Source organism: Parazoarcus communis SWub3 = DSM 12120, assembly GCF_003226565.1.
GTDB lineage: Bacteria > Pseudomonadota > Gammaproteobacteria > Burkholderiales > Rhodocyclaceae > Parazoarcus > Parazoarcus communis.
On the sequence record NZ_QKOE01000001.1, the window covers coordinates 396,824 to 408,557 of the forward strand.

Here is an 11,734-nt window from a genome sequence, read left to right on the forward strand (position 1 = left end):
CCGTGGCCACCGATGAATCAGGCAGCCTGCTCCTTGAACCGACCGTAACTCATCAGTTTTTCGATGCGTTGCGCCACCAGCTCAGCAGGTGACAGCGAATCGACCTGACGCAATGCATCGCCCAAGGCTCGCTTCAGATTCTGCGACATCGCACGATGATCACGATGCGCACCACCGACCGGCTCATTGACGATCTTGTCGATCAGGCCAAGCGACTTCAGGCGTGCCGCGGTAATGCCCATGGTCTCTGCCGCCTCGGAGGCCTTGTCCGCACTTTTCCACAGGATCGAGGCGCAGCCTTCGGGCGAGATCACCGAGTACGTCGAATACTGCAGCATCATCACCTGGTCACCCACCGCGATCGCCAAGGCTCCGCCCGAGCCCCCTTCGCCGATGATGGTGCAGATCAAGGGCACCTTGAGTTCGGCCATCACGTACAGATTGTGGCCAATGGCCTCGGACTGGCCACGCTCCTCGGCACCAATGCCGGGATAGGCCCCCGGGGTATCGACGAAGGTGAAGACCGGCAAGCCGAACTTCTCGGCCAGCTTCATCAGACGCATTGCCTTGCGATAACCCTCTGGACGCGGCATGCCGAAATTACGCAGGATCTTCTCCTTCGTATCGCGCCCTTTCTGATGACCGATCACGACGCAACTCTGCCCGTTGAAACGCGCCAGCCCACCCACGATAGCCTTGTCGTCGGCATAGGCACGATCGCCATGCAGCTCTTCAAAATCGGTGAAGATGTGTTTGACGTAATCCAGGGTATAAGGACGTTGTGGGTGGCGCGCGACCTGGGCAATCTGCCAGGGCGTGAGCTTGCCATACAAGTCCTTGGTCATCGACAGGCTCTTGGTCTCGAGCCGTGCGATCTCCTCGGAGATGTCCACGGCCGAGTCGTCCTGCACGAAACGCAACTGCTCGATCTTGCCTTCGAGTTCGGCGATCGGCTGTTCAAAATCCAGAAAGGTGGTCTTCATCGGACCGTTCCCAGCAAAAAAACGAGCGCCATTGTAACGCCTGCCGCGCAAAAGCTCGCGTTCTGATCAACGAAGTCGCCGCAGACCTGACATCCGCATCTAACCTCCCGAACAACAAAAAAGAGCGGGCGCCCCTGGGGACGCCCGCTCCTGCGGTCTTCACACAAGCAACTCTGCTGCCGTGACAGGATGTATCAATCGCTGTTGGCGAAACCCAGCAGGTGCAGCAGGCTGGTGAAGAGGTTGTAGATCGAAACGTAGAGCGTGACCGTTGCCATCACATAGTTGGTCTCGCCGCCGTGAATGATGTTGCTGGTCTCATACAGGATGAGGCCGGACATCAGCAGCACGAACATCGCGGACACCGCCAGCGACAGCGCAGGCATCTCGAAGAACACCGCACCCAGACCCGCAAGGAAGGCCACCAGGATGCCCACCATCAGGAAGCCACCCATGAAGGAGAAATCCTTGCGCGAAGTCAGCGCGTAGGCCGACAGTCCGAGGAAGATCGCCGCAGTTCCACCCATCGCCTGCATGACCACCTGCGAGCCGTTGGGCATCGACAGGTAGTGCGACAGGATCGGCCCAAGGGTGTAACCCATGAAGCCGGTCAGGGCGAACACGAACAGGATGCCCAGGCCACTGTTGCGGAACTTGGTGGTCAGGAACAGCAGACCGAAGTAACCCACCAAGGTCAGGATGATGCCCGGATGCGGCAAGCCCAGCGCCAGCGACATGCCAGCGGTGACTGCCGAGAACGCCAGCGTCAGTGACAGCAGCATGTAGGTGTTACGGATGACCTTGTTGGTGGACAGCACCGAGGCTTCCGACCGGGTCATGGTAGCAATGCGGTTTTCCATCTGTTGTTTCTCCTGTCCAGGGATTCAATGATCCTAGTCTAGTTTAATTTTGCACAAACAGGTCAGTCAGGCTGTTGCCACATCAAGCGCCGGGTAGCGCTGATGCGCGACATGACGATTACGCCGCAGGCGCTGTGCCAGCACCCGGGACACCCGGTCGGCAGCTTCATCAACCGCGGCACGGACGTCGATCTGGGTAATGGCAAACACCACATCGGGCAGATTGCGCAAGCGCAGTTGCACCACACAACGCTTGTCCGCCCCGCCACGCGGGCCGTTCACATCAGCCACCTTGATCCGCGCCCACTGGATGTGGTCGCGGAACTTGCCGATGGCGAAACGCATCCGCCGGGTTACGTAGTCCTGCAACCCGGGGGCTGCTTCAACACCGTCACAATGCAGATCGATTCGCATGTTTGAGTCTCCTTTGTTGGTGGCAAATCCTTACTGTGCCAACACAGTTCAGATGCTAAGGCTCAGACTGTTCGATAAACTCCGGGTTCAACTGAATGTTTATCCGTTTTTTTCGAACTGTCTCAAAATGCTCAATTACAAGCAGCTACACCACTTCTGGAGTGTCGCCCGCGCTGGCGGCATCACCCGCGCCAGTGAACGCTCCGGACTGGCACCGCAAACGCTGTCGGGCCAGATCACTGCATTGGAGACCACTCTGGGGGTGAGTTTGTTCCGCCGCCAGGGCCGCCGCCTGGTGCTGACCGAAACCGGCAGCATGGTGCTCGACTATGCAGAAGAGATCTTCCGCCTCGGCGCGGAGCTGGAAGATGCAGTCCATAGCAGCGCAGCGGGCCGCACCCTGCCGTTTCGCGTTGGCGTCGCCGACGTTGTGCCCAAGGCCATCGCCTACGTGCTGCTGGCGCCGGCGATGGCGCTGACCGAACCCTTTCGCATCATTTGCCGGGAGAGCAAACTCGACCAGCTACTGGGAGAACTGGCGGTACACAAGCTGGATGTGGTCCTCGCCGACAGCCCGCTGCCCCCCAATATGGATGTACGCGGATACAGCCACAAACTGGGGGAGTCGGCAGTCGGCTTTTTCGCCACACCTGCCCTGGCGGGTACGCTGAAGGGGTCGTTTCCACGCTGCCTGGACGGCGCCCCCTTGCTGCTCCCCGGTGCAGAGGCTTCGGTACGCCGCCCCTTGCTGCGCTGGCTGGAAGACCACAAGATCCGGCCGCGCATCGTAGGCGAGTTCGACGACAGTGCTTTGATGAAGGCATTCGGCGAAGCTGGCGCAGGCATTTTCCCAACACCCAGCCTGATCGGCGACGAAGTGTGCACGAAACACGGCGTACGCTGCCTGGGCCTGGCCGAAACGGTCAAGGAGGCCTTTTACGCCATTTCGGTGGAGCGCCGCCTGACCCATCCAGCGGTACGTGCAATCAGCAGCGCAGCCCCCATGCGGGGGGAGGCAGACGAAGCCGTCGGATGAGTCACATCACAAGATGTGGCACAGACTGGAATGGAAAGTACGACGGAGACCTGCGTGGAAAACTGCTAGAATCCGCGCCTTTCTCGACTCAGGACTGAGTCTGCTGGTGCCGGGAGTGGGACTCGAACCCACACACCTTGCGGCGGCGGATTTTGAATCCGCTGCGTCTACCGATTCCGCCATCCCGGCAGGGAGGGCACGCATTATCACTGAACTTCGCTGTTTACAGCAAGCTAAAACGAGAGATAGATGTCGCTGACACTCGACGATTTCGATTACCACCTTCCGCCTGAGCTGATCGCTCAGGCGCCACTGGCTGAACGCAGTGCCAGTCGCCTGCTTGTCGTCGGCGATAAGTTGAGCGACCAGGTGTTCGCCGACCTGCCCGATTTTGTCGGACCCAAGGACCTGCTGGTGTTCAACGACACCCGCGTCCTTCACGCCCGCCTGCATGGAAGCAAGGCATCGGGCGGCCAGATCGAAGTCCTGATTGAGCGCCCGGTAGGACCGCACGAGGCGCTCGCCCAGATTCGCGCATCCAAGTCGCCCAAACCCGGTACCACACTACGACTGGCCGATGCCTTCGACGTCACGGTGATCGGCCGCGTCGGAGAATTCTTCCACCTGCGTTTTCCCACTGACGAGAACTTGGTGGACCTGCTTGAGCGCCACGGCAAGCTGCCGCTGCCGCCCTACATTCAGCGCGCAGCCGGCAATGAGGACGAGAACCGCTATCAGACGGTCTTTGCCCGCAATCCTGGCTCGGTCGCTGCCCCCACAGCCGGCCTGCACTTCGACGAGGCCACGCTGGCGGCGATACGCGCCCGCGGAGCGCGTTGCGCCTGGCTGACCCTGCATGTCGGCGCCGGTACCTTTCAGCCTGTTCGCGTAGACGACCTTGGCGAGCACCGCATGCACCGCGAGCGCTACGTCATCCCGCAGGAAACCGTCGATGCCATCGCTGCGACACGCGCCGCCGGCGGACGTGTGATTGCGGTCGGCACCACCAGCATGCGCGCACTCGAAGCTGCAGCGCAGGACGGCCCGCTGGCCGCAGGCAGTGGCGAGACGGAAATCTTTATCCTGCCAGGCTTCCGCTTTCAGGTCGTGGATGCGCTGGTAACCAACTTCCACCTGCCCAAATCAACCCTCCTGATGCTTGTGTCTGCCTTTGCCGGCATGCAAACCATCCGTGCAGCCTATCGCCATGCCATTGATCAGAAATACCGTTTTTTCAGCTATGGCGACGCCATGCTCCTGACCCGGAACGACCATGCAGTTTGAACTTCTCGCAACCAGCGGCCAGGCACGCCGCGGCCGTATGACGCTTGCCCACGGCGTGGTGGAAACCCCCGTCTTCATGCCGGTCGGCACCTACGGCACAGTCAAGGCGATGACACCGGACATGCTGCGCGACATCGGCGCCCAGATCTGCCTGGGCAACACCTTCCACCTGTGGCTGCGCCCGGGACTGGAGGTTGTTGCGGCACATGGCGGACTGCACGGATTCATGGCCTGGGACAAGCCCCTCCTGACCGACTCGGGGGGCTTCCAGGTCTTCAGTCTGGGCGCCCTGCGCAAGATCACCGAAGAGGGCGTCAAGTTCGCCAGCCCGGTTGACGGCGCCAAACTGTTCCTCACCCCCGAGATCTCGATGCAGATCCAGCACACGCTGAACTCGGATGTCGTGATGATCTTCGACGAATGCACACCTTACCCCGCGACACGGGACGAGGCGGCGAAATCGATGCGCCTGTCGCAGCGCTGGGCTCGACGCTCGCGCGACGAGTTCGACCGCCTGGGCAACACCAACGCACTGTTCGGTATCGTCCAGGGTGGCATGTACGAAGACCTGCGCAATGAATCACTGGCGGCACTCGAGGACATTGGCTTTCACGGCTTTGCCATCGGCGGACTGTCAGTCGGCGAACCGAAGGAGGACATGCAGCGCATCCTCGCGCACACAGCGCCGCGCCTGCCGGTCCACAAACCCCGCTACCTGATGGGCGTCGGCACCCCGGAAGACATCGTCGAGGGCGTTGCCGCCGGCATAGACATGTTCGACTGCGTCATGCCCACCCGAAATGCCCGTAATGGCTGGCTATTCACCCGCTACGGTGACATCAAGATCAAGAACGCCATTCACAAGGCCGACACCCGGCCGCTCGACCCAAGTTGCGACTGCTACACCTGCCGCAACTTCAGTCGTTCCTACCTGCACCACCTGCATCGTAGTGGTGAGATCCTGGGCAGCATGCTCAACACCATCCACAACCTGCATTACTACCAGACCCTGACAAGGGAATTGCGCGAGGCCATCGCCGTCGGTCGCTTCGACGACTACGTCAGCCGCTTCCGCAGCGAACGTGCCAATGGCACGACCTGAAGGCAGCCAGTCGCACCTTGGGAGGCAGCGATCGCCTCCCGAGCCGACGCAGCGACTATGTAAGACGCGCAACACATTTTCAATGCAGAGGATCCGCACCGAAGCGTTGCCTGCCCTCGACGGCCGAGCCCTGTGGTTCGGCTGGCTGATGCATCGACGACAAGCGGGCAAATGCGGTTTCCAGGCGCAAACAACTTGCAATCGCACAAGTCACCCCCAGTTGTCGGCCAGCAATCACATGATCACAAGCCGTGAGTACCCTTTGGCGACAATAGCCACCGCGAATAGGTTCCGCAGCGCGAAATTTCGCGCATTCAGTGCTTCAACCTTATAATCAATAGCTTGACTTAAACCCTCGGAGTAGAACGTGCTGATTTCCAACGCTTATGCCCAAGCCGCCGCTGGTGGCGACCCCACTGGTGGCCTGATGGGCATGCTGCCGCTGATCCTGATGTTCGTGGTGTTGTGGTTCCTGATGATCCGCCCGCAGATGAAGCGTGCCAAGGAGCACAAGGCCATGGTCGGCGCGCTGGCCAAGGGGGATGAGATCGTGACGGGCGGCGGCGTGGCAGGTAAGGTCACCGATGTCGGTGACAGCTTCGTGCAGGTCGAGATTGCGCCGAACACCATCGTGGCAGTGCAGAAGCAGGCCGTTGCCACCGTGCTGCCCAAGGGCACACTGAAGGCGCTCTGACCGGTTCAGCACTCATGCTGCAGCCGCCGCAGGCGGTCTGCAGCCCGTGCCGGGCGCGCATGCGCACCCAAGTTCCGGCCTTTTCATCCTTCTGCTGCCCCCGACAATGAATCGCTATCCTCTCTGGAAGAATCTCCTCATCGGGCTCGTCCTGTTGTGGGGCCTGATCTACACCCTACCCAATTTCTATGGCGAGGTACCGGCAGTCCAGGTATCGAGCGGAAAGGCCACCCTCAAGCTCGACCCCGCCATCGTCAGTGACCGTGTTGCTGAAGCCTTGCGCAGCGCAGGCATCGAACACAGCGGCATCTTTTCCGACACCAACAGCGTACGCGCACGCTTCGCCGGTACCGATCTCCAGATCCAGGCCAAGGACGCGATCGAACGCGCCTTCAATCCGGATCCGCAAGACCCCTCCTACGTCGTCGCACTCAACCTGTTGTCTGCCTCACCGGCCTGGCTGACCTCGATCCACGCCTTGCCCATGTATCTGGGCCTGGATCTGAGAGGCGGCGTGCATTTCCTGCTGCAGGTGGATATGCCGGGTGCCTTGCTCAAGCGCCTGGACGCCACCACCGGAGACCTGCGCACGCTGATGCGCGACAAGAACGTCCGCCACGCCGGCATTACCCGCGAAGGCAACACCATCCACATCCGCTTCCGAGATGCCGCCCAGCGAGACGCCGGGCGCAACGCGATCCAGGCCTCGACCAACGACCTGCAGCTCACGGACCGTGACGATGGCGCCGATGACCTGAAGCTGATCGCTGCACTCACCCCGCAGGCGCAGCAGACCATGCGCGATTTTGCGATCAAGCAGAACATCACCACGCTGCACAATCGCATCAACGAACTGGGAGTTGCCGAGCCGGTGATCCAGCAACAGGGGCCGGAGCGTATCGTCGTCCAGCTCCCCGGCGTCCAGGATGTCGCCAAGGCCAAGGACATTCTCGGCCGCACCGCGACACTTGAAGTCCGCATGGTCGACGACACCCCCGGTGCGCTGGAAAGCGCCCTGGCTGGCAATGTTCCCTTTGGGACCGAGTTGTATACCGAACGTGGCGGCCCTCCGCTGCTGGTACGCAAACAGGTGGTGCTGACCGGCGACCGCCTGACCGATGCCCAGCCCGGCTTCGACGGCCAGACCAACGAACCGGCAGTGCACCTCACGCTGGACGCAGCCGGCGCACGCATCTTCCGCGACGTCACCCGTGAGAGCATCGGCAAGCGCATGGCAATCCTGCTGATCGAGAAGGGCAAGGGCGAAGTCGTCACCGCACCGGTGATCCGCAGCGAGATTGGCGGCGGCCGGGTACAGATCTCTGGTCGCATGACCACCGCAGAGGCAAACGATGTCGCCCTGCTGCTGCGTGCCGGGTCCTTGGCCGCACCGATGGAGATCATCGAGGAACGCACGGTCGGCCCCAGCCTGGGCGCAGAGAACATCGCCAAGGGCTTCAACTCCACCCTGTGGGGCTTTGTTGCCATCGCCGTGTTCATGTGTGCCTACTACCTGTTGTTCGGCGTGGTCTCGACCATTGCCCTGGCCGCCAACCTGCTACTGCTGGTGGCCCTGCTGTCGCTACTGCAAGCCACACTGACCCTGCCGGGTATCGCGGCCATGGCACTGACACTGGGCATGGCGATTGACGCCAACGTGCTGATCAACGAGCGCATTCGCGAGGAACTGCGTAACGGCTCAAGCCCGCAAGCGGCGATCTCGGCGGGTTATGACCGCGCCTGGGACACCATTCTCGACTCCAACATCACCACACTGATTGCGGGTGTCGCCCTGCTGGTGTTTGGTTCGGGACCTGTACGGGGCTTTGCCGTGGTGCACTGCCTGGGCATCCTGACGTCGATGTTCAGCGCCATCCTGGTGTCTCGCATGCTGATCAACCTGATCTACGGCCATCGTCGCAAGGTGGAAGCGCTGTCGATCGGTCAGGTCTGGAAGCCAGGTAACAACTAAGCAGAACGGGAAATCAAACATCATGGAATTCTTCCGCATCAAGAAAGACATCCCGTTCATGCGCCATGCATTGCTGTTCAACATCATCTCGATGTTGACCTTTGTGCTGGCGGTGTTCTTCCTTGCCACCCGTGGCCTGCATCTGTCGGTCGAGTTTACCGGCGGCACGCTGATAGAAGTCAGTTATGCCGAGGCTGCACAGCTTGAACCGATACGGCGCGCCCTCGGCAATGACGGCTACCCGGACGCTCAGGTGCAGAACTTCGGCAGCGCACGCGACGTGCTGATCCGCCTGCCAAACCGCGAAGGCCTGGATACCAACGGCGTCTCGGAGCGGGTCATGGCCACGCTCGCGGGCATCGATGGCCCCAAAGCGGAGCTTCGCCGGGTAGAGTTCGTCGGCCCGCAGGTCGGCAAGGAGCTCGCCACCGACGGCGCCATGGCGCTGCTGCTGGTGATCATGGGCATCATGATCTACTTGGCGATGCGCTTCGAATGGCGCTTCTCGATCTCAGCCATCGTCGCCAACCTGCACGACGTGATCATCATCCTCGGCTTCTTCGCCTTCTTCCAGTGGGAGTTCTCGCTTGCGGTGCTCGCAGCGGTGCTGGCAGTCCTGGGGTATTCGGTCAACGAATCGGTCGTGGTCTTCGACCGCGTGCGCGAAACGTTCAAGAAGAAGCGCAACATGAGTACCCCTGAAGTGCTCGACCACGCAATCACCAGTACCATCTCTCGAACCGTCATCACCCATGGCAGCACGCAGATGATGGTGCTGGCCATGCTGATCTTCGGTGGGGAGACGCTGTACTACTTCTCGCTCGCGCTGACCATCGGCATCTGCTTCGGCATCTATTCCTCGGTGCTGGTCGCCAGCCCGATGGTGATGTGGCTGGGTGTGTCGCGCGAACAATTCGTCAAGCCCAAGAAGGAAAAGGAAGAAGCGGTCGTCTGAGTCGGCCCTACCCGGGAATGCAAAAAGGCGCCGTTGGCGCCTTTTTGCATTGAAACAGAGACCCTGCATCAAACAGCGAACACCTGCTTCACCTTGAGGGTTTCGTTGCGCTCAACCAGACCGATCAGACGATCGATGTTCGGATGCTTGCCGGGATTCTGCCGGGCATCCTCGGTATGTTCGGCATAGAGCTCCAGCCCTTTCCTGGCTGCGTCAGGACTGATCGCGCCATGAATCTGCGCCAGGTGGTTATATACCACCAGCGAGCCGGCTTGCCCGGGCTTGTTCTCGATGACACCGACCACGGTATCGTCGGCCGCCAGCAGGTTGATCGCCGCCAGGTGGGACACCCCCGGCAGTTGCTTCAGGTTGTCGGCGAAAGCCATAACATTTGCTCCATGCAGTTGAAAACGCCACCCTCAGGTGGCGTGAAGTAAGCGGACCGCACCCGCAGAGTCCCCTCTGCGAAGGCTCGAACCGCCTGTCAGTCAGATGCTCCTGGCCAGCGCTGCGGCCTTGCCGACGTAACTCGCCGGCGTCATCGCCAGCAAGCGGTCACGCTCGGATTGCGGAATGGCCAGGGTGGCGATGAAGTCCTGCAGGGCCTCACGGGTTATGCCCTTGCCTCGAGTCATCGCCTTGAGCTGCTCGTACGGATTCTCGATCGCAAAGCGGCGCATGACCGTCTGCACTGGCTCGGCCAGCACTTCCCAGCATTCGTCCAGATCCGCAGCCAGGCGGGCCGGGTCGGCCTCAAGCTTGGACAGTCCACGCAACGTGCTGTCGAGTGCCAGCACAGTGTGACCAAAGCCGACACCCATATTGCGCAGCACGGTAGAGTCTGTCAGATCGCGCTGCATGCGCGACACCGGCAGCTTTTCAGAGAAATGGCGGAGCACCGCGTTGGCAATCCCGAGATTGCCTTCAGCATTCTCGAAATCGATCGGGTTCACCTTGTGGGGCATGGTCGAGGAGCCGACTTCACCCTCTTTCAGCTTCTGCTTGAAGTAACCCAACGAGATGTACATCCAGATATCGCGACAGGCATCGAGCAGTATGGTGTTGGTACGAGCCGTGGCGTCGAACAGTTCGGCCATGGCGTCGTGCGGTTCGATCTGAATGGTGTAGGGGTTGAACGTCAGCCCAAGTGACTCAATGAAGCCTCGGTTGAAACTCTCCCAATCGAACTCGGGCCAGGCCGACAGGTGAGCATTGTAGTTGCCCACTGCACCGTTGAACTTCGCCGTCAGTGACACCGCAGCGATCTGGGCACGCGCACGAATCAGCCGGGCGGCAATATTGGCCATTTCCTTGCCGAGCGTGGTCGGACTGGCGGGCTGGCCATGGGTACGCGACAGCATCGGCAGATCGGCCAGTTGATGGGCAAGCTCCCGGAAGCGCGCGATGACCTTGTCGAGCGCCGGCAGCAGCACATCGTTCCGCCCAGCCTGCAACATCAAGGCGTGCGAAGTATTGTTGATGTCTTCCGACGTGCACGCAAAATGGATGAATTCCGACACTTTCATCACTTCCGCGTTGTGACCGAGCCGCTTCTTCAGCCAGTACTCCATCGCCTTGACGTCATGATTGGTCGTCGCCTCGATTGCCTTGACCGCCTCGCTGTCGGCAGCGCCGAAACCTTCGACCACCGCATCCAGTTCAGCCACGGTTGCCGCAGAAAACGGCGCAATCTCCGCCAGCGCAGGCTCTGCGGCCAGCGCCTTGAGCCATTCGATCTCGACCTTTACCCGGTTGCGGATCAAACCATGTTCGGAGAAGTGATCGCGCAGGCCGTCGACCTTGCCGTGATAACGGCCATCGAGCGGGGACAGGGCGGTAAGAGCGGTGACGGACATGACGGGCTTCCGGACAAAAGGTGATATTTTAACGCCCTGGCCCAGGACTTGCTGTTATTTCGCCGACTTGTTCGAGCAAACCTGTACCACCCGGTCTGCCCCGCCCTCTCGCCGGCCACAGCCAACCAAAGGAGAATGTTTCGCGTGAGCACCGCCCAAACGTATCGAATCGAAGTGGAAGCCGTCGCTGAGTTCATTCCGGCCCAATCCAGCATGGAAGAAGACCACTACGTCTTCGCCTATCACGTCACCATCCGCAACACCGGCAACACGGCTGCACGCCTGATCAGCCGTCACTGGGTCATCACGGATGGCACCGGCAAGGTGCAGGAAGTCCACGGGCAAGGCGTCATTGGTGAACAGCCCTTGCTCGAACCGGGTGCATCCTTCCGCTATTCCAGCGGCTGCGTGCTGGAAACCGCGGTCGGCACCATGCATGGCTCGTACCAGATGGAAGCCAGCGATGGCCATCGCTTCGAAGCCACGATCCCGCCTTTCATGCTGGCCATGCCGCGAGTGCTGCACTGAGGACGGCGCTCCGCCCTGCGCGCAAATGCGACGGGGCGGTCACACATTGC

At 60.9% G+C, this 11,734-nt stretch carries 12 protein-coding genes and 1 tRNA gene; 7 read left to right on the forward strand and 6 right to left on the reverse strand.

Translation table 11 applies throughout. The features are described from left to right. Nucleotides 1-17 precede the first annotated feature (17 nt). From DNK49_RS01855 to DNK49_RS01865, 3 genes are all read right to left on the reverse strand, one after another. Nucleotides 18-983 carry an acetyl-CoA carboxylase carboxyltransferase subunit alpha gene (locus DNK49_RS01855; RefSeq protein ID WP_110522600.1) on the reverse strand — a complete coding sequence of 322 codons (966 nt, stop codon included), beginning with the start codon at nucleotides 981-983 and terminating at the stop codon, nucleotides 18-20. 194 nt (nucleotides 984-1,177) lie between these two features. After that, nucleotides 1,178-1,843 (reverse strand): Bax inhibitor-1/YccA family protein, encoded by a 666-nt coding sequence (locus tag DNK49_RS01860; protein WP_110522601.1) that lies wholly within the window; start codon nucleotides 1,841-1,843, stop codon nucleotides 1,178-1,180. 66 nt (nucleotides 1,844-1,909) lie between these two features. After that, on the reverse strand, nucleotides 1,910-2,257 hold the full coding sequence (locus DNK49_RS01865) for an HPF/RaiA family ribosome-associated protein (protein WP_110522602.1): 348 nt from the start codon (nucleotides 2,255-2,257) through the stop codon (nucleotides 1,910-1,912). 127 nt (nucleotides 2,258-2,384) lie between these two features. Between DNK49_RS01865 and nhaR the strand changes: the two genes are divergently transcribed. Continuing rightward, nucleotides 2,385-3,293 (forward strand): transcriptional activator NhaR, encoded by a 909-nt coding sequence (nhaR, locus tag DNK49_RS01870; RefSeq protein WP_110522603.1) that lies wholly within the window; start codon nucleotides 2,385-2,387, stop codon nucleotides 3,291-3,293. Between the two features lie 104 nt (nucleotides 3,294-3,397). Here nhaR and DNK49_RS01875 read toward each other — a convergent pair. Continuing rightward, nucleotides 3,398-3,482 (reverse strand) — tRNA-Leu (locus DNK49_RS01875). Nucleotides 3,483-3,542: 60 nt separating this feature from the next. Between DNK49_RS01875 and queA the strand changes: the two genes are divergently transcribed. The 5 genes from queA (at nucleotide 3,543) to secF (ending at nucleotide 9,300) form a co-directional block, all read left to right on the forward strand. Then, the gene (gene queA / locus DNK49_RS01880; protein WP_110522604.1) at nucleotides 3,543-4,577 is read left to right on the forward strand and encodes a tRNA preQ1(34) S-adenosylmethionine ribosyltransferase-isomerase QueA; all 1,035 of its coding nucleotides are present in this window, start codon (nucleotides 3,543-3,545) and stop codon (nucleotides 4,575-4,577) included. Further along, nucleotides 4,567-5,679 carry a tRNA guanosine(34) transglycosylase Tgt gene (tgt, locus tag DNK49_RS01885; RefSeq protein ID WP_110522605.1) on the forward strand — a complete coding sequence of 371 codons (1,113 nt, stop codon included), beginning with the start codon at nucleotides 4,567-4,569 and terminating at the stop codon, nucleotides 5,677-5,679. The genes queA and tgt overlap by 11 nt, the downstream gene beginning before the upstream one ends. A gap of 367 nt (nucleotides 5,680-6,046) precedes the next feature. Continuing rightward, entirely contained in the window at nucleotides 6,047-6,373 is a 327-nt protein-coding gene (gene yajC, locus DNK49_RS01890; RefSeq protein WP_110522606.1) for a preprotein translocase subunit YajC, read from the forward strand. A 106-nt stretch (nucleotides 6,374-6,479) separates the two neighbouring features. After that, nucleotides 6,480-8,345 (forward strand): protein translocase subunit SecD, encoded by a 1,866-nt coding sequence (secD, locus tag DNK49_RS01895; protein ID WP_110522607.1) that lies wholly within the window; start codon nucleotides 6,480-6,482, stop codon nucleotides 8,343-8,345. A 22-nt stretch (nucleotides 8,346-8,367) separates the two neighbouring features. Then, nucleotides 8,368-9,300, forward strand: a complete 933-nt coding sequence (secF, locus tag DNK49_RS01900; protein WP_110522608.1) for a protein translocase subunit SecF — start codon at nucleotides 8,368-8,370, stop codon at nucleotides 9,298-9,300. Nucleotides 9,301-9,368: 68 nt separating this feature from the next. On the opposite strand, the gene DNK49_RS01905 is transcribed toward secF, so the two are convergent. Both DNK49_RS01905 and purB read right to left on the reverse strand, forming a co-directional pair. Beyond that, on the reverse strand, nucleotides 9,369-9,686 hold the full coding sequence (locus DNK49_RS01905; protein WP_110522609.1) for a DUF2322 family protein: 318 nt from the start codon (nucleotides 9,684-9,686) through the stop codon (nucleotides 9,369-9,371). Nucleotides 9,687-9,788: 102 nt separating this feature from the next. Continuing rightward, entirely contained in the window at nucleotides 9,789-11,156 is a 1,368-nt protein-coding gene (gene purB / locus DNK49_RS01910; RefSeq protein WP_110522610.1) for an adenylosuccinate lyase, read from the reverse strand. A gap of 135 nt (nucleotides 11,157-11,291) precedes the next feature. On the opposite strand from purB, the gene apaG reads away from it, so the two are divergent. Further along, nucleotides 11,292-11,684 carry a Co2+/Mg2+ efflux protein ApaG gene (gene apaG, locus DNK49_RS01915; RefSeq protein ID WP_211170838.1) on the forward strand — a complete coding sequence of 131 codons (393 nt, stop codon included), beginning with the start codon at nucleotides 11,292-11,294 and terminating at the stop codon, nucleotides 11,682-11,684. Nucleotides 11,685-11,734: the final 50 nt, after the last annotated feature.

What these genes read in the sequence shown, in the direction of transcription:
- DNK49_RS01855 (WP_110522600.1), bottom strand. Translation starts at nt 983, where the DNA reads ATGAAGACCACCTTTCTGGATTTTGAACAGCCGATCGCCGAACTCGAA.
- DNK49_RS01860 (WP_110522601.1), bottom strand. Translation starts at nt 1,843, where the DNA reads ATGGAAAACCGCATTGCTACCATGACCCGGTCGGAAGCCTCGGTGCTG.
- DNK49_RS01865 (WP_110522602.1), bottom strand. Translation starts at nt 2,257, where the DNA reads ATGCGAATCGATCTGCATTGTGACGGTGTTGAAGCAGCCCCCGGGTTG.
- nhaR (WP_110522603.1), top strand. Translation starts at nt 2,385, where the DNA reads ATGCTCAATTACAAGCAGCTACACCACTTCTGGAGTGTCGCCCGCGCT.
- queA (WP_110522604.1), top strand. Translation starts at nt 3,543, where the DNA reads ATGTCGCTGACACTCGACGATTTCGATTACCACCTTCCGCCTGAGCTG.
- tgt (WP_110522605.1), top strand. Translation starts at nt 4,567, where the DNA reads ATGCAGTTTGAACTTCTCGCAACCAGCGGCCAGGCACGCCGCGGCCGT.
- secD (WP_110522607.1), top strand. Translation starts at nt 6,480, where the DNA reads ATGAATCGCTATCCTCTCTGGAAGAATCTCCTCATCGGGCTCGTCCTG.
- secF (WP_110522608.1), top strand. Translation starts at nt 8,368, where the DNA reads ATGGAATTCTTCCGCATCAAGAAAGACATCCCGTTCATGCGCCATGCA.
- DNK49_RS01905 (WP_110522609.1), bottom strand. Translation starts at nt 9,686, where the DNA reads ATGGCTTTCGCCGACAACCTGAAGCAACTGCCGGGGGTGTCCCACCTG.
- purB (WP_110522610.1), bottom strand. Translation starts at nt 11,156, where the DNA reads ATGTCCGTCACCGCTCTTACCGCCCTGTCCCCGCTCGATGGCCGTTAT.
- apaG (WP_211170838.1), top strand. Translation starts at nt 11,292, where the DNA reads ATGTTTCGCGTGAGCACCGCCCAAACGTATCGAATCGAAGTGGAAGCC.